14 protein-coding genes are annotated in these 17877 nt (G+C 63.7%); 4 read left to right on the top strand and 10 right to left on the bottom strand.

What is annotated here, in order from left to right; genetic code table 11:
- Positions 1–38: 38 nt before the first annotated feature.
- Positions 39–530, bottom strand: coding sequence for a MarR family winged helix-turn-helix transcriptional regulator (locus CUJ91_RS02120; protein ID WP_006047989.1), 492 nt, complete (start codon positions 528–530; stop codon positions 39–41).
- A 28-nt stretch (positions 531–558) separates the two neighbouring features.
- A complete protein-coding gene (locus tag CUJ91_RS02115) occupies positions 559–2154 on the bottom strand; it encodes an MDR family MFS transporter (protein WP_114155778.1) in 1596 nt (531 codons plus the stop codon).
- 139 nt (positions 2155–2293) lie between these two features.
- Between CUJ91_RS02115 and CUJ91_RS02110 the strand changes: the two genes are divergently transcribed.
- Complete coding sequence (locus tag CUJ91_RS02110; RefSeq protein WP_114155777.1) at positions 2294–3136, top strand: EcsC family protein; 843 nt, start codon at positions 2294–2296, stop codon at positions 3134–3136.
- Here the strand turns inward: CUJ91_RS02110 and CUJ91_RS02105 are convergent.
- From CUJ91_RS02105 to CUJ91_RS02070, 8 genes are all read right to left on the bottom strand, one after another.
- A complete protein-coding gene (locus CUJ91_RS02105) occupies positions 3106–4071 on the bottom strand; it encodes an alpha/beta hydrolase (RefSeq protein ID WP_114155776.1) in 966 nt (321 codons plus the stop codon). The genes CUJ91_RS02110 and CUJ91_RS02105 overlap by 31 nt on opposite strands.
- Positions 4072–4194: 123 nt before the next feature.
- Positions 4195–4629, bottom strand: a complete 435-nt coding sequence (locus CUJ91_RS02100) for a CHRD domain-containing protein (protein WP_006047993.1) — start codon at positions 4627–4629, stop codon at positions 4195–4197.
- 279 nt (positions 4630–4908) lie between these two features.
- Positions 4909–9360 (bottom strand): ATP-binding protein, encoded by a 4452-nt coding sequence (locus tag CUJ91_RS02095; protein ID WP_244231016.1) that lies wholly within the window; start codon positions 9358–9360, stop codon positions 4909–4911.
- A gap of 29 nt (positions 9361–9389) precedes the next feature.
- Positions 9390–10136, bottom strand: coding sequence for an aquaporin Z (gene aqpZ / locus CUJ91_RS02090; protein WP_107710486.1), 747 nt, complete (start codon positions 10134–10136; stop codon positions 9390–9392).
- 240 nt (positions 10137–10376) lie between these two features.
- Positions 10377–11021 carry a response regulator gene (locus CUJ91_RS02085; RefSeq protein WP_114155775.1) on the bottom strand — a complete coding sequence of 215 codons (645 nt, stop codon included), beginning with the start codon at positions 11019–11021 and terminating at the stop codon, positions 10377–10379.
- Positions 11022–11140: 119 nt separating this feature from the next.
- Positions 11141–11830 carry a response regulator gene (locus CUJ91_RS02080; RefSeq protein ID WP_006047997.1) on the bottom strand — a complete coding sequence of 230 codons (690 nt, stop codon included), beginning with the start codon at positions 11828–11830 and terminating at the stop codon, positions 11141–11143.
- Between the two features lie 136 nt (positions 11831–11966).
- A complete protein-coding gene (locus tag CUJ91_RS02075; RefSeq protein ID WP_244230959.1) occupies positions 11967–12695 on the bottom strand; it encodes a response regulator in 729 nt (242 codons plus the stop codon).
- Positions 12696–12972: 277 nt separating this feature from the next.
- Entirely contained in the window at positions 12973–14496 is a 1524-nt protein-coding gene (locus CUJ91_RS02070) for an MFS transporter (RefSeq protein ID WP_114155773.1), read from the bottom strand.
- Between the two features lie 94 nt (positions 14497–14590).
- Here CUJ91_RS02070 and CUJ91_RS02065 point away from each other — a divergent pair, with 94 nt between their 5' ends.
- The 3 genes from CUJ91_RS02065 (at position 14591) to CUJ91_RS02055 (ending at position 17870) form a co-directional block, all read left to right on the top strand.
- Complete coding sequence (locus tag CUJ91_RS02065; protein WP_029970501.1) at positions 14591–15478, top strand: LysR family transcriptional regulator; 888 nt, start codon at positions 14591–14593, stop codon at positions 15476–15478.
- A gap of 374 nt (positions 15479–15852) precedes the next feature.
- Entirely contained in the window at positions 15853–16533 is a 681-nt protein-coding gene (locus CUJ91_RS02060; protein ID WP_216649265.1) for a c-type cytochrome, read from the top strand.
- Complete coding sequence (locus tag CUJ91_RS02055; protein ID WP_029970504.1) at positions 16530–17870, top strand: c-type cytochrome; 1341 nt, start codon at positions 16530–16532, stop codon at positions 17868–17870. Before CUJ91_RS02060 ends, CUJ91_RS02055 begins: the two co-directional genes overlap by 4 nt.
- Positions 17871–17877 lie beyond the last annotated feature (7 nt).

Raw genomic sequence — 17877 nt, 5'->3', positions numbered from 1 at the left:
CGCGGCGTGGAGTGGATGCACTGAGGCGCCGCGGCGCTTCAGCGCTCCGCTCGCGACGCTTCGGCGGCAAGCTCGACAGGCGTTTGTGCAACATTCGCCGCCGACACGACTTCGCCGATTCTCGCCTCCAGCATCTTCAACGCGCCGGACAACGCGCTCAGCGCGTCGTCCGGCAGCGCGGCCATCGTGTCGTGCAAAAACGCGTTGCGGCGCGGCAGGCTGGCTTCGGTTGCAGACAGGCCCGCTTCGGTCAGACGCACATTGGTCACGCGGTTGTCGCGCGAGTCCATGCTGCGCGCGATCCAGCCCAATCCTTCGAGCGCTTTCAACTGGCGCGTCAATGCGCCGGGATCGACGCGCAATTGCTCGACAAGCCGCTTCTGCGACGACTCGCCCCCCTGCTGATGCAGCGCGAGCATGATGCGCCAGCGCGGCAACGGGTGGCCGACTTGCGCCTCGAACGCCGACATGAACGCCCGGTATGTGCGGCCGAATTGCTGCATGACGGCTACGCGGTCCTGTTCTTCCATGATGGTTCTATCAAGCTGCAATCGAAAATCAGTCCGCGTGGACCACCGGCTCGAGCTTGCGCTGGAGCTTGATCGGCGGAACGCGGCGGCTTTGCCATACCGACACGACGGCGACGACAGCCGCCATCGCGAGACCAAAGTGAATCGCCGAGACGAGCGTTTCGCGCGCGGTCTCGAGAAGCATCGCGCCATTATGGCCGGCTTGCGCCAACTCGCCGAGCAGCGTTGTTTGCGCTTCGTGATTGATGAGGATCTGCGGATCGCCCAGGTCGCTGAACCATTGCGACGCGCGATCGCTTTCGAGCGCGCTGCGCACGCCGCTCGCGTACATATGGCTGATGAGCGTTCCGGTCAGCGCGGTGCCGATCATGCCGCCGATCATCCGCAGCGATTGCAGCAGCGCGGTTGCAATGCCGAGATGCTCGCGGCCGGCCGTCTGCTGCGCGAAGATGGTGAGGTTCGGCATGACGAAGCCGAGGCCAAGGCCGCCGAGCACCATGAACGACATGAGGAGCCAATGCGGCATCGACCGCGTGGCGACCACCACGCCGAAGCACGCGAGCGCGATCAGCGCGAAGCCGACGTACAGCATCAGATTCGGATTGCGCACGCGCGAAACCACGCGTCCGTTCGCGATGCTGCCGATCGTGATGAAAACGACGAGCGGCGTGATAACGACGCCCGCTTCCTTCGGCGACATGCCGAAGCCGCCCTGGAACAACAGCGGCGCGTAGAAAAGCAGCGAGAACATCGTGAAGCCGCCGAGCACCGCGAGCGTGAACAGCGCGGCGAGACTCGGGTTGCGGAACATATCGACGGGAAGGATCGCCGTCGGGCAGCGCTTCTCCCATTGCCACAGCGCATACGCCGAAGCGGCGCTCAGCACGAGCAGCGCACACGCGCTGAGCGTGAGCCCATGCTTCGGCAGCAATTCGACGAACAATTGCAGCGAGCCGAGCGCCACCGCGATCAGCGCGGCGCCGGGCCAATCGAGCCGCATCTTGCCTTCATGTTCGACGTGCCGCAGATGCGGCAGAAAGCGCCAGACGAAAAAGAGCGATAGCAGGCCAACCGGCAGATTCACGTAGAAAACCGAGCGCCAGCCGTAGTACTGAGTGAGGAAGCCGCCCAGCGACGGCCCGACCGCATTGGCGATGCCGAACGCCGAGCTCATCAGCACCTGCCAGCGCAAACGCACGACCGAATCGGGAAACAGGTCGGGAATGCAGGCGAACGCGGTGCCGACCAGCATGCCGCCGCCGATGCCTTGCAGGCCGCGCGCGAGCACGAGAAACAGCATGTTGTTCGCCATGCCGCACAGCACCGACGCGGCCGTGAACACGACGATCGACGCGATCACGAACGGCTTGCGTCCGTAATAGTCGCCGAGGCGCCCGAAGATCGGCACGGTGATCACCGAGGTCAGCAGATACGACGTGGCCACCCACGCGTACAGCTCGAAGCCCTTGAGCTCAGCGACGATGGTGGGCAGCGCGGTGCCGACGACCGTCTGGTCCAGCGCGACCAGCATGGTGACGAAGGAAATGCCGAGCATCGCCAAAAGCGATTCCCGGAACGGCAAGACTTGCCCACTCGAATGGTGGGCGGCGGTGTGGACAGCCATTTTTGATAGAGCAACAGTTGACGCGTCAAACGATTAGGGAATCATACCACGCATGTTGGCTCTAAGCAGGACGTCGACGGTGGGCATAAGCGCGTTCGTCGACGGAAAAAAAGCACATCACATCACGCCAGGGAGGCGCATGGAGCCAGGTTCGCTCGCAGGACAATCGTTGTCGGAAGAAGATCTGAGCGCGCTGCGGCGCGCGAAACACGAACTGGAAAGCCCCGCGCTGGCGATGAAGCTGGCGAGCATCGTCGGCGCGCCGTTGGAGAAGCTGCTGTCGCGCATGCCCGCGTTCGCCAACGAGAAGGTCACGGACGCCACCGAACTGGCTTTGCGCAAGTGTCTGTCCATCGCGCTGCGCACGCTTGGCCGGCGCGACGGCGCGTCGCCGCTGCTCGCGCCCGAGAAGCCGAGCAATCTGCTGCACAAGTTCGCGGTGGCCACGACCGGCGCGGCCGGCGGCGCATTCGGCCTCTTTGCACTGCCCGTCGAATTGCCGGTCACGACCACGCTGATGTTCCGCTCGATTTGCGACATCGCGCGCAGCGAGGGCGAGGATCTGACCTCGATCGACACGCAGCTCCAATGTCTGACGGTGTTGGGCATGGGCGGCACGTCCACGGCTGACGACGACGCCGACTTCGGCTACTTCATCATGCGCGGCGCGCTGGCGCAGGCGGTGTCGAAGGCGTCGTCAGAAATCGCGACCAAGGGATTCACCACGCACGGCTCGGCCGCCTTGCTGCGGCTCGTCAATACGATCGCCGCGCGCTTCTCGGTGCAGGTGAGCGAACAGATCGCCGCGAAGTCCATTCCGGCGATCGGCGCGGTGCTCGGCGCAATGGTCAACACGGTTTTCATCGACCACTTCCAGCAGGTCGCGCACGGCCACTTCACGGTGCGTCGACTGGAACGGCAATACGGCGAGCCGACGGTGAAAGCCGCGTATCAGACTATCAACGTCACGCTCGGCGCCTGAGCAGGATTGGCGGCGCGGCGTGTCGCGCGCGTCACGAAGGCGGCTGCGCGATCGAGCGCGCGGTTCGCCTCGGGCACGAACGGCGCGAAAAGCGGCCACACGTGCGGCATCTTTTTCCACACCTCGAGTTCGCAATCGACACCCGCCGCGCGCGCATTCGCCGCGACGCGCCGCGAGTCGTCGAGCAGGACTTCGGTGCTGCCCGCCATCATGAAAAGCGGCGGCAAGCCGCGCAGGTCCGCGTAGAGCGGTGACGCATACGGATGCGTGGCGGGCATCTCGCCGAGATAGACCTTGGCCGCCCGCGAGATTGCCGGGCCGCTGAACATCGGGTCCGCGCCGTCGTTATCGACGATGCTCGCGCCGGTTGCCGCGAGATCCGTCCACGGCGAGAACAGCAGTGCGCCGGCGGGCAACGGATCGCCCGCGTCGCGCAGCGCGACCAGCGCCGCGAGCGCAAGGCCGCCGCCAGCCGAATCGCCTGCAATCACGATCGACTCCGGCGCTGTGCCGTCGGCGATCAATTGACGGTAGGCGGCGGTCGCATCGTCGAGCGCGGCCGGGAAGCGGTGTTCGGGCGCGAGGCGGTAATCGAGCGAAAAGACCCGTGCATTCGCACGCGTGGCGAGACCGAACACGATCGAGCGATGTGTCCGCGGCGAGCAGAAGTAATAGCCGCCGCCGTGGCAGTAGAGCACTGTGGCTTGCGCGCCGGCTGCGGGTTGGTCCGCTGCAGGTTCGATCCATTCGCCTCGCAGTGGGTTGCCGTCCGCGCCATCGAGTTCACGCAGACGCCAGCCGCGCGGCACATCCGGCGACCACACGCGCTTCGCCGTCAACGCGCGCGCCTTGTGGACGTCGATATGCGGTTTCAGGGTTTGAGGGCGAAATTGCCTGCGCAAAAACCAGCACGCGAGTGCGCTTTGCCAACTCATCGGGACACGCTCCTTCGGAAATGTCCCGTCATGGTACGTGCGTTGTCCGCTGCGTCGGTGGATGGGGGCTTCTAATCGTGAAGGCGCATCCGCCGATCCGACCGTGCTACGCAGTACCGCCCGCTAGTTGGCAGGCAGCACTTGCCCGCGAATTTCACCCATCGGGTTCTGCGCGGTGTGAATGTTGAAGTACCACTGGCCGGCCATCAGGTCGGTCACCTGCTGTTCGCTGAGGGCCGCCGAGCCTTTCATCGGACTCGCTACCGCGCTTTTGTCGATGGGAACCTGCACTTTCGCGTTCTGCCCAACCGGCGCCGGACCGTGGAAATGCGCGGCCGTGACGGGGCCGCTGAGCCCTTCATAGGTGACGGTCCATTGGAGAGATTTCGTCGACGTGTCGAAGGTTGCGTTCAGCGCGCCGTGACCGTGACTCACACGCGGTGGCACTTCGCTGGAAGGTTCGAGGTCTGCCTTCAGCGCAACGGTGTCCGCAAACGCGGCGCCCGCCATTGCCGCCCACAAAGCCATCGCGATATTGAGTTTTTTTAGCGTATTCATGGTCTTCTCCGACGAAATGCACCGCGCCGGCACCACGGCCGCGCGAAGCCATCACATACTAGTGCAAATCGTCGGAGGGCGTCGATGGTGGGAGTGGACGCAGCAAATGCACCGCTCGACGCTTGTTGCGATTTTCCCGAACAGTTATTTGCAGATTATGGAATGAATCATCCGGGCGATCCCTGGTATGCTTTGACCTCGCGAGAAGTGACTCCTTCATCGAGGGATGTCTCCAAATCTTTAACGCGGCTTCGGCCGCGTTTTTTTTCGTCTAAGCGTTCAGGCGAGCAGCGCGGCTTGCTGCTCGATGCCGTCCAGCATTGCATTGCACTTGTCGATGAGCGCAAGTCCTTCGCGGCGCGCCCGCTTCGGCTCGCTGATGACGCTGTGGCGATATTCGTCGAGCGCGCTGATGAGCGGCGGGTATTGCAGCACGCTAGCCGCGCCCATCACCCGATGAAGCCACTCGCGCACGAGAACCATATCGACGTTCTGGAGCAACGGCGTGAGCGACCGAACGTCTTCGCGCACGGAAGAAACGAACGAATCGAGCAAAGCCTTGACCGTCGATTCGCTGCCCCACAATTGCGTCATGTGACCGAGATCGACCGGGACGAACGGCTCGGCGGCCGTTGCTGACGCTCGGGCAAGCTCCGTGGTGTCGGCGGTTTCGGCCGGAGCGGCCTGCCAGGCGCTGTCAATGCCGAACCAGCGGCTCAGATATTCACGGAGCGTGGCGAGGCGCGTCGGCTTGATGAGGCTCTCGTCCATGCCCGCCTCGCGGCACAGGTTGAGGTCTTCGGGCGCCGTGTTCGCGGTGACGCCCAGAATCGGCAGACGATGCGAAACGCCATGCTCCTGCTCTCTTTCCCGAATGCGCTGCGTCAATTCATAACCGGACACGTTCGGCATATGACAATCGGTGATCAGGCATCCGTAACTGGTGTGTTCGAGCGCGGTTAGCGCTTCTGCGCCGTCGTTCGCGACGTCGCACGCAAAACCGAGCAGCGCCAGTTGATGGCGAATCAACTCCTGATTCACCGGATGATCTTCAGCGACGAGAATCAGGCGGCCGCTCGCCATAGCCCGCTCGCGGTCCGGCGGCGCGGTGATGCCTTCGCGCACAGCCGACGCACCAGCCGACGGCGTCGGCGCGGACTGAAGTCCCGTCATGACCGCCGCGCACGCCGCACCGAGCCCGCGCCATGATATGGGGTTGATGCTCAGGCGCACGTTGGCGTCTTCGAGAATGCGGTAGCCCGTGGGCTTGGCCTTCTCCGTCAGCGAGATCACGCGCAGCTTGTGCGTGACGTTGGCGGGCAGCGTCAGGTCCTCGCTCACGAACAATAAGTCGACGTCGCGTAGCGTGGCGCTGCAACGCAAATCCTCGGCGTCTGCCGGAATGTGGTACAGGTCGAGCCCCAGCGCTTGCCCGAAGTGGACGAGCGCCTGGCCGACTCGCGCGTCGTTGGTCGCGACGAGACAGCGCTTGCCGCGCAAGCCGCTCACCGAATAGCGCTGCGTCTCGACCGGCATGCTGAGCCGCACGGTCATGCGGGTGCCGCGGCCGGGTTCGCTGTCTAGCGCCAGCGAGCCGTCCATCAATTGGATCAGCTTGCGGCAAATCGTCAAACCGAGGCCGGTTCCACCGAAGCGGCGCGTAGTGGACGACTCGGCCTGCACGAACGGCTCGAACAGCTTTGCCTGCAGTTCCGCCGGAATGCCGATACCGGTATCTTCGACGATGACTTCGATTGTCTGAAGCTCGCCAGTCTGCGCAACCGCCGCCACGCGCACGTCCACGTGACCTTCGGGCGTGAACTTGATTGCGTTGCCGAGCAGATTGAAAAGCACTTGGCGCAGTCTCACGCTGTCGCCTCGCAGCGTGGCCGCGACGTCAGATGCAATGTCCACCCGGACTTTCAGGCCCTTCTCGTGCGCGCGGCCGGCGAGCAGCCCCACGGCGTTGTCGACCATTTCACGCAGATCGATGGGCTCCGCTTCGATCGTCAGGCGGCCGGCCTCGATCTTCGAGTAATCGAGCAGATCGTCGAGGATTTGCAGCAGCGCGCCCGCCGACTCGTGAATCATGCCGAGCATTTCCCCCTGGTCGGAGTTGAGCGGCGTGCGCTCCAGCACCTCGACGAGCCCGAGCACGCCATTCATCGGCGTGCGGATTTCGTGGCTCATCATCGCGAAGAAGTCGTCCTTGGCGCGCGAAGCGGCCTCCGCCAGGTCGCGCGCCCGGGCGAGTTCCTCGGCACGCGCGTGCTCAATGCTCGCGTCCACCCAGTAGCCGCTCCATACGACGCCCCCGTCCGCTTCGCGGCGCGGCACCAGTTCCGCGCGCGTCCATTTGAACTCGTGTTCGCGGCCGAGACGAAACTCGACGAGCACCGGCGTTTCAAGACGCGCCGAACGTTCGAGTTCCGCAAGCACCACTGGCCGGTCTTCGTCGCAAATGCGCGCGAAGTCGGCATGTTCGAGGCATGTCTGCCTTATTCCGCTTTCGCCAAGCAGAAGTTTTGGCGCACCGCCGATGTAGGGAAACGAATAGGCGCCGTCCGCCGCGCGGCGCAATTGGAACACCACCGCTGGCAACGAACGGGTGACATCGAATAGCCGCCGCTCGGTGTCGCGCGCGCGCATTTCGGCACGCCGGATGTCGGTGATGTCGACCATGGTGCCGAGCGAACAGACCGGCTGACCGTCATTGCCGCGGCAGATGCTGGTCCAGAACAGGCCGTGCCGCAAATCGCCGGGGCCGCGCTCGAACTGAAGCTCGACCTGGGCCATGTCGCCGCCTTGCAGCAGGTCGAGCCTCATTTTCTCCAGCACGTCGCTGTTGGCTTCGCCCCACGTCTGAACGTCCATCGTGGTGCGTCCGAGAACTGCCTCGCGGCCTCGCCCGCATGCCGCTTCATACGCACCGTTGACGGCGATGTAGCGACCTTGCAGATCCTGCGCGACGAGCGGATAGGGAACCATCTTCATCATGGTTTCCTGGAAGTTCAGTTGCAACGCGAGCTCCTGCTCGGTTTGCTTGCGGCGCCTGACTTCGCGCTGGAGGAGCAGATAAGCGCGCAGCGTGACCAGCAACGCGACACCGATGCCGATCAGCACAGGCAAGAGGCGCACGGCCGTCACGCTCCACGTACCCGTTGCCGGTGCGTTGCCGGTCACCCATTTCTGCCGGATGCGCTGCCTCTCGGCAGGCGGCATGGCGAGCAACGCACGGTCGATCAGCCCGGCGAGCGGACTCAGGTCCGGGCGCACGGCGAAATCAAGGGCGTCCGACTCGCCGACCGTGCCCAGAATCTTTAGCACGCCCGAGTATTGCCGCTTGAGCACCGTGTCCACGGCAGCCACATTTTCCACGACGACGTCCGCTTCGCCGGACGCGACCATGCGCAACGCTTCGTCGAGGCTTGGCGCGATGGCCAGGTGGTCCTTCGGGATGCGTTGGAACGCGAGCAGACCCGCCCCCGCGACATGCGACGACACCACGACGCGCCGCGCGGCAAAATCGCCGAGCGAACGTGCGGCGGGCTCGTCGTCGCGACCGACCATCACGAGCGGATAGCTTTCGTATGCACGGGTATGCCGCGCCTTCTGAAGGCGCGGATCGTTGCTTGAGCCCGTGGTGAGAATGGCCAGTTCGCCGCGCTGGAATGCGTCGATCGTGCTCGGCCAGTCGGGCTGCCGCGCGCGGTTGAATACCACGCCGAGCGTGCGGCTCAGGTAGGCGAGATAGTCGGCGGTAATGCCGGCCGGATGCCCGGATGCGTCGATATAGCTGAACGGCGGCCAACTGCTGTCGAAGCCGACTTGCAACGGCGGCAGCGACCGCAGCCAGGCCTGCTCCTGCTGCGTCAGTTCCAGGCGAGACGTGGCGGATTCGGGTTTCGCGTCGAAATTGCCCGAGAGCCAGTGAACGCGAATCGCCGTATCGTCGGCCTGACTCATGGATGCCAACGCACGATTGAGCCGGTCGCGCAATGCAACCTGGTTGCGCGGCACACCGAACCGCAGTTCCGCGCTCCGGCTGGTTTCCCCGAACGCGACACGCAGATTGCGGAACTCGTCGGTGGCGAGTGCATATTGGATGGCCGGCGTGAAGCCCATGTAGACGTCTGCATCGCCGCTAGCAACCGCGGCGAGCGCCGCGTGCGTCGATGTAAAAGCGCTGATCTGGGCGCGCGGAAAGCGTTCGCGCAAAGAGCGCTCGAGCGCAAAGCCTTTCTCGATCGCGATGGACGCTGCCGCGACGCGCGCGGGGCCTTCGTACAGTTCACCGTCCCTGCGGACCACCGCCGATGTCGACGCGCGAAAATACGGCGCCGTGAAACTGAGGCACCGCTCGCGCTCGGGAGTGCGGGCGACGCTCATCAATAGATCAACTTCCCCCGCGCAGGCTGCGGCGAGCAGTTGCGGCATGTCGGGAAACGCCTTGGCCTCGATCACGACGTTCGGCCCGACCAGCGCACGCAGATAGTCGACGCTCAATCCGGTCAGCCGGCCGTCCTGCAGCGCGTCGAACGGCAACCAGTTGTCCGCGAGCACGCCGACGGTAATTTTCTGCGGAAAAGCTTCAACCGTCCGCACCGAAGCGGAATCGCCGAACGGCTCCGCGACCGCTGCCGATTGCGCAGCGGCAAACAGAGCCAGTCCCATGAGACATAGGCAGACGCGCCGGAATACGCGCGCTATCGCGGCCCTTTCGAAGCCCATCGCGGTGAATTTCAAAGACACGGCGCGACTCAAGCCGCTTCGCTCTGCCGATCGGCAAGCGCAGCGGCAGACTGCTCGGATCTGCCGGACAGGACCGAGAACACAAAGCCCGCCACGACCCCGCCCGACATGGGCGCCGCCCAGAAGAGCCACAACTGGTCGAGCGCCCAGTCGCCGACGAAAAGCGCCTGCGCCGTGGAGCGCGCCGGGTTCACCGAGCCGTTAGTAACAGGAATCGACACGAGATAAATGAGCGCCAGACATCCGCCGAGGACCACGGGCCCGGCCACCTCCGCCTTGTATCGCGTGGCCACGAAGAGGCTCACCATGACGAACGCGAACGACAGCACGAACTCGATCGCGAGCGCGGAGTGCAGTTTGTAGTCCGAAGGAGAATGGTCGCCAAAACCATTGGCCGCGAATTCGCTCGCGCCCATTTCAAAGCCGGGGCGGCCGTTCGCCACATAGACGAGGAGCGCAGCGGCCGCGACAGCGCCGAGAATCTGCGCTGCGATGTAGGGCAGCAAGTCTTTGACGGGGAACCGTTGCGCGGCCGTGAAACCGACCGTGACAGCGGGATTGAAATGCGCGCCCGACGTCCCGCCGAACCAGTAGCTGGCCGTGGCGAGCGCGAGGCCGAACGCGAGTGAGACCTCGAGTACGCCGTACCCCTGCTGAACGGCGCCGGTGTTCAACACAATACTGCCGCAGCCGACGAAAACAAGCCATGCAGTACCTACGCCCTCGACCAACAACCGCTTACCTAGCACGGCCATGCCGCCCTCCTGTCGCGATGCAAGGCGGAAGGCGCCGCGAAATTTCTGCAGCACACCCGCCTCAAGTTCCCGGCTTTGAGCGGTCTAGCCTCGAGAAATAACTGCTTCTATGAGGCTAACGTCAGCAAAGGCCGAAGCTAATTCGCAACTATGTAGCGGCGAGGCGCGTCTACCAATCAGAAGAGTCCTAATTTCAGGACCGCGAGATGTCGGTATAGGGGCGTGGCGCCAGCAGGTCGCCTAGACCAGTCCGATTTGCCGCGCGTACTCGATGAGGTCGGATTCCGTCTCGAGACCCAGCTTGCGCATGGCGGTGCGCTTCTGAGTGCTAATGGTTTTTCCGCTGCGCTCGAGACGCTTCGCGATTTCGTGCACAGCGAGACCTTGCGTATAGAACTGAAATACTTCCCATTCGCGCGCGCTGAGAACGCTGGCACGTAGTTGCGGCGGCGTCTCGCTGATCTCCAATACATTGCGCACCCGATCCGACAGATAGACGCCGCCCGACATTGCTGCACGGATCGCGTCGATCAACGCTGCTGTCGTGTCGCGCTTGTCCACTATCGCGCTGACGCCGAGGTGTAACAGCCCTGACAGCATATGCGCGTGGCAAATCATGGTGAGGACGACGACAGGCGGATGCGCGCGTCCTCGCAACACGCGGCGCAGGAACGACACGGCGTTGCTCCCGCCGTCCAGTCCGGGCATTCCGATGTCGGATATGACGACGTCGCACTCGCAGATGTCAAGCAATTCGGCGAGTCCCTGCGTGTCGGCCGCCTGCCCGACGATCTCGATTTTCGATGTGGCCTGCAGCAACCGCGTCACGCCGACGCGAACACAGTCGTGGTCGTCCGCCACGATAACGCGGATTTTGTCTGTCATTGTTTTCTTGACTTATCGACTGGCTGCCCAATACGAGATGTACTTCCCCAGGCAACGCCAATCCATTTTTTGTTCGCCGCGCCGGCCCGGCGCGACGTCCACTTGTAGCTATCGGTGCGTTAACGGCCTTCGGTGTGCGTCTCCGACACCACGCCATGCTCGACCGCAAACCGGAACAGTTCCGCGTCGCTATTTAACGAAAGCTTGCGCATGGCCGTACATTTCTGAGCGCTGATCGTCTTGACGCTGCGCCCGAGCCGGCCCGCAATTTCGGTGACGCCGAGCCCCGACGCGTACTGAGTGAATACTTCCAGCTCGCGCCGCGACAACACCGAACGCACGAAGTCGAGCCGCTGCATCGCCGCTGCCTTGGTAATGAGCGTGCGCACCGCCGGTCCCAGATAGCATTCGCCCGCGAGCGCCGTGACGATTGCCACGTGGATCAGATCGATACGGTCGCGCTTGCTGATCAGCGCGTCCACGCCGAGCGAGATCACGCTTTGCAGCGCTGCGGCCTCGGTCTCCATGGTGAGCACGATGAGCGCGACGTCAGGATAGCGCCTCCTGAACTGCCGCACGGCCTCGACTCCGCTGCCGTCTGCGCCGCCTGGCATGTACAGATCCATGAGCACGAGGTCACAGCCTGTGCGGTCGACCTCGGCAAAGAGCTCGGTCGCGTCGGCCGCGCGGCCGACGACCTCCATGCTCGGGTAGCCGCCTATCAGATTTTCGATCGCCAGCAGGACGAGCGGATGATCGTCCGCGATGATCGCCCGGACCGGTGTGCTTATTGCAGCGGTGTCGCCCATCGTCTACCTCTTCTCCATGTTCTGACTCCCGTCACCGTGTCCCGCGCAACCGGTCCCGCTTGATCATCAAGCATTACGATGGCCTTAAACATAAGATCGGTCCGAAACAACTTCAAAAACCGGATCGATTGATTGCTTAGCTATGCGATCCAATCTTAAGAATTTCGCTGGACCTGATGCACGAGAATAAACCAGGATCGTTAGTAACGCCAAGTTTTGTCATTGCTTCACGCTTTCGCCGAATAACAGTGCGGCGATGACATCCGAGAGCAGCGGCAATTTCCGCAATTGAGTGGCCTTCTACGAACATCCTGACGACCGTCGTCTGCATTCCCGACAGCGGAAGCGCCATCTTCCGATCGCAACCCGTCTCCGGTCTTGCGAGAAGTCTCGCAATCGAACTTCGGATATATCGCGCGCCGCTTGCAGGTTCGTCGATCGCGCGCCACAGTTCGCGCGTCGACTCGCTCTTGCTTAGCAAGCTCACAGCGCCGTCCGCTGCAAGCGCGTGGAGAAGCGCAGGGTTGGTTGTCGTCGACATGACGACGATGCGCAGGCCCGGCCACTCGGCCTGGATATGGCGGATGAGGTGCAATTCATCTTCGATGAGGCCGGCGGGATCGGGCATCGACAGATCCGTAACCAGCACGTCGCACGGCGTGCGCCGCAGCAGTTCGATCAATGTCGTGGGACTGCCAGCCTGCCCGACGATCGCGACGCCGGCACGCGTCTCAAGCATGCTTCTGACACCAAGCAGAACGAACGGATGATCGTCGGCAAGAACAATTCGAATGTTCACTAGGATTTTCTCGCGCTGAATGTAGGAATAGTTATCAGATACGCAGAACAGATTAAGACGCTCCACGCGTGTCCCGCCGCGGACACATTTGAATGTGAGCGCGCGGCACGACCATAAAATCACCACCCCGCGCAAAACTAAAATCGGAGCGCTCCTAATCCTGTAGTGAATCGAACCGCCAAAGGCTTAAATACCCAAAGTGAATAATTCGCGAAGGTCTACGCGGGGGAGATTGGCGCGCAAACCAGGCGCCATTAACACCGTCTTGCACACCGGCTTGCGCGGCGTCCAGATAAACGTCGCGCGAAATGGAAATACGCTGTGTGAAAATTCTTAACCCACGTCAACAGGTTTGCGTCACGCGCGCCGAATCCATGCGCGCAGCGCGCGGGAAAACCGGCAGCGCGAGCAACGCGCTCACACTCGCGACCGCCCACACCATCGGCCACGATCCGAGCGAGAGCAGCGGCGGAATCGCAAGCGGCGTCAGAAAAAGCGTGAGGAAAACGCAGGTATTGCCGATCGCGAGCGCAGTACCTGCGCGGTTCGTGCCGGCGAGCGTCGCGAGCTCGGTGAACGCGACGCCATGCCATGCGGACGCGCTCACGCCGCCGAGCACGATCATCGACGCGAGGATCAGCGTGACCGGCATGGTCGCGGCGTGCTGCATGCCGGCGACGCTGGTCGCGAGGGCAAGCGCGGCGAACAGTACGGCCGTCAGCAGACTGCAGCCGCGCATGTAGGCGCGGCGATTGCCGCGCCGATCCGTCCATCTGCCGCTGCAGACGCGCGCGATCGCCGCGCCGGCCTGCACCGCCGCCATCGCCACGCTGATCGTCAGAACGTCGGCGTGACCGAAGTCATGCAGAAACACGGTTCCGAACGTGACGACGGCAAGCTGCGGCACGCAAAGCGCGCCCGCTCCGAGCGCGACGCGCCAGATGCCGATTTCGCGCAGCGGCGAGGGTGTTTTGGTTTGGCTGGCGTTGGCACCGTTTGCGTTGGCGCCGTTGGTGTTGGCATGCACGGCACGTCCGCCGCCCGCCGCATCGGCTGCTCGTACTGCACGTCCGCCACGCACCGCACGCGCACCTTGCGCGGCACCGTCAGCACGTACGATACCCACCGCGTCTACGGCACGCTGACCATTCGCATCGCCCGCAGCCTCTGCCGCATCCTCTGTCCTCGCACGATGCGCCGCGCCTCCATACGCCGCGCCCGCATCGCCGTCCACAACATGCGCCGGTTCATGCAGCCATCGCCATGCGAACCCCGCCGTTATCGCGCAACCCAGCGCCAGCACCGCATAAACGCTCACGAAGCCGAACCTCGACGCCAGCGCCGGCAACAGCAGCGCGCCAAGTCCACCGCCCGCCGGCACCGCCGTTTGACGAATGCTCATGGCCAGTCCGCGCTCGCCTTCACGAAACCACGCCATCACCGCGCGGCCGCTCGATCCGTTGACGCTGCCGCCGAGCAGGCCGACCAGCAGCAAGCCGACCGCCAGCGTCGTGACGTGAGGCACATGCGAGCCGAACGGCGCCGCGAAGAGCGCAAGGCCGGCGAGCGCCGCCGCAGTGGACAACAGTCCCAGCAACAGCACGCGACGGTCGCCCCAGCGGTCCGTCAAGAGCCCCCACGGCAGTTCGCTGACCGCGATGCCCAAACCGAGCATGCCAAGGACGAGGCCGAGTCCCTCGTTGCCGAGGTGATAACCCGAGCGCAAATAAACAGCCGTCGTAGGAATGCCCGAGAAAGCCGCCGAAAAGCTCGCGTTCGCCGCGAAACCGACGCCCAGCACCTTCCATTTATGGCTCGCCGCACGTCCGCCGATGACCAAGCCGCTTGCCGATAACCCGTTTGCCATGATTCCTCCGCGATGATTTCGGAGGTATCCTACGGCGACGGCTTCCATCGGAAAAGCCGGAAATACAGATGCCATCAATCGGAACAAACGAAACATGAGCCAGCGCGGATTCGACCTGACGCAACTGCGCACCTTCGTCGCCGTCGCGGAATCGGGCAGCGTGTCGGCAGGGGCGGAGCGCGTTTTCCTGTCGCAATCGTCGGTTAGCGAGCAGCTGAAAAAACTCGAGGAACGCGTCGGCCAGCCGCTCTTCGTACGCAGCAAGCAAGGCGTGAGCGCGACGCCTGCGGGCAGCCGCCTGCTCGAACACGCGCGGCGCATCATCGCAATGAGCGAAGCGGCGTTCGAAGACCTGCAAGGCCGCTCGCTTGACGGCGAGTTGCGCATCGCGATCACCGACTATTACCGCCCGCACGACATCGCCCGCATCCTCAAGACGTTTTCCGAGCAGCATCCGCGTCTGAAGCTGCATGTCACCGTCTTGCCGAGCGCCGTGATCGACAGCCACGCCGCCGACGACGCCTCGTTCGACATCGGCCTCTCGTTGCGGCTCGTCACCGGCAACTCGCGAGCGGGCGTCCGGCGCGGCGCTGCACAAAGTACCGTGGTCAGGCGTGAGAAGCTGCTGTGGGTCAGCGCCGCCGATGCGAGTCCGCGGCCCGCCTCGCCGTATCAACTGGTGCTGCTGCCGTCGAGTTGCCAGTTGCAGCGCTTCGTCGTCAAACTGCTCGACGAAAACAAGGTGCCCTATGTGGTGTCCCACTCGGCTTCGGGCGTGGCCGGATTGCAGCTCGCGTTAAAGGCGGGGCTCGGCATCTCGTGCCTGAATGAATCGTCGATTGGCGCGGGCGTGATCGCGTGCCCGCCCGGCATCGGCTTGCCCGCATTGCCTGCCGTCGAATTCCATCTATTGCCGGGCCGAATTGGCGAAAGCGAACGCGTGAGCAATGCGCGCCTAGCCTTGATGCGGCTCTTCAGTTAAGCACATCCGACTGTCACATTCGCCCGCTGTGGAATTTGCGTGCAGTGCGAATTGAAGCATTGAAAGCGCTTTGAAGCGCATCTATGATGGTCAGAGACGAATCAACGAGCCGCCGTCTTCGGCACATACACGCGCTTGCTTGATTTGAATCAAGCAATTGCATCGCAATGGCGAATCAACTTTATTGTCCAGAATAAGCTTCCCTTCGCAGTCTGTGCTGTCGTAAGAGAGAAAGTGATAGACCCGCTGTGCGTGGCCATAGGCAGACTGGAAAGCAGCCCAGTCGCGAATGCGGGCGAAGCAAGCCGACAAAAAAACGTTTCCCAGCGAGGCCCGACGTGCATCGTAGAGCTTGGGGATTTGCCATTGTGTTTATGCTCCATCTCTTATGGAGCGGCGCCGCGCTAGCGGCCGGCAATGCAGCCGGCGCAATGCCTTCGGCCATGGACGAGCGCGTGCGCGCCTGCACCTCTTGTCATGGCGTGCAAGGTCAGGGCCTCAATAACGACTACTTCCCGCGCATCGCCGGCAAGCCCGCCGACTATCTGTTCAATCAACTCATCGCATTCCGCGACGGCGGCCGTACCTATCCGCCGATGGGTTACCTGGTCGCATTTCTGCCCGACGAGTATTTGCACAAGATCAGCGAGTACTTCGCCGATCTTCAGCCGCCCTATCCGAATGCCGATCACTCCGACGTCTCGCCCGCGGTGCTCGCCGCCGGTCAGCGGCTCGTGACGCAAGGCGATCCGGCGCGCAAGATTCCCGCGTGCATCGCGTGTCATGGCGCGCGCATGACCGGCCAGCAGCCGGGCATTCCCGGCCTGCTCGGTTTGCACGCGAGCTATATCGCGGGGCAGATGGGCACCTGGCGTTCGGGCACACGCCACGCGCTCGCGCCGGATTGCATGCACTCGATCGCCGTGAAGCTGACCGACAAGGACATCACCGCAGTATCCACGTGGCTCGCGCGCCAACCGCGTCCAGCCGATCCGCGGCCCGCGCCGGCATCGGCGGAGCGCTTGCCTCTCGCATGCGGGAGCCAACCGCAATGAAACCGACACTTCGTCCGCCTCGCACGCCGATGCGCCGCCGTTTCGCGCTGCTCGCCGCCGCGGCGCTCGTGTGCGGCAGCGCGATGCTTGCGCGCATGGCCGTGCCGTTGCCGCTCGTCGTCGCCGAAGCTCGTGCCGCGGAAAGCGCAGCAGTTCAACCCGGCGCAGCCGCCGACACGCGTCCCGACATCGTCAAGCGCGGCGAATACCTGGCGCGCGCGGGCGACTGCGTGGCCTGCCACACGGCGCCGCGCGGCAGGCTGTTTGCGGGCGGCCTCGCGATGGAAACGCCGTTCGGCACGCTCTATTCGCCGAACATCACGCCGGACGCGCAATACGGCATCGGCACATGGAGCGAGGACGCGTTCTTCCGGATGATGCGCACCGGCATCACGCCCGAAGGCAAGCTGCTTTATCCGGCGATGCCGATTGCGCAGTACACCAAAGTCACGCGCGAGGACTCGGACGCGATCTTCGCTTATCTGAAGTCCGTCGAACCGGTGCGCGAGGCGAACCACAAGCACACGCTGCGCTTTCCGTTCAATCAGCGCAAATTGCTATACGGCTGGCGCACGCTGTATTTCCGCGAAGGCGAGTTCAAGCCGGATCCGACTCGTTCGGTCGAATGGAATCGCGGCGCGTATCTGGTCGAAGGACTCGGGCACTGCACGATGTGCCACACCAAGATCAACATGCTCGGCGGCTCGTCGCAAAGCGAGCAGTTTGCCGGCGGGCTGATTCCGGTGCAGAACTGGTATGCGCCCTCGCTCACCTCCGACAAGGACGGCGGCCTCGGCGACTGGAGCATCAAGGACATCGTCGATCTGCTGCAAGCGGGTATCTCGGACCGCGGCGCGGTGTATGGCCCGATGGCCGAGGTCACCTACCACAGCCTGCAATACATGACCGACGAAGACGCCAAGGCCATGGCCGCGTATCTGAAGACGCTGCCGGACAATCGCGGCCGCAAGTCGGGGCCGTCGGCGGCGACCAACACCAACGTATTCGCGCTCGGCGAAAAGATCTACGCCGACAAGTGCGCGCTGTGCCACGGCGCAAAAGGCGAAGGCAAGCTGCAGCACTATCCGCCGCTCGCTGCGAACCAGTCGATCGAAATGGACTCCGCGGTGAACCCGATCCGCATCGTGCTGAACGGCGGCTTCCCGCCTGGCACGCGACGCAACCCGGAGCCCTACGGCATGCCGCCTTTCGCGCAGGAGTTGAACGACACCGAAGCCGCCGCCGTCGTGACGTATATCCGCACCGCGTGGGGCAACCACGGCAAGCCCGTGACCGCACGCGAAGTCAACGAACTGCGCAAGGCGCCGCTGCATTAGCGCGGCA

Origin of the sequence: Paraburkholderia graminis (genome assembly GCF_003330785.1) — a bacterium.
Classification (GTDB): domain Bacteria; phylum Pseudomonadota; class Gammaproteobacteria; order Burkholderiales; family Burkholderiaceae; genus Paraburkholderia; species Paraburkholderia graminis.
Note: the sequence above shows the minus strand (reverse complement) of the source record. Positions and strands in the feature narration are given on the sequence as shown.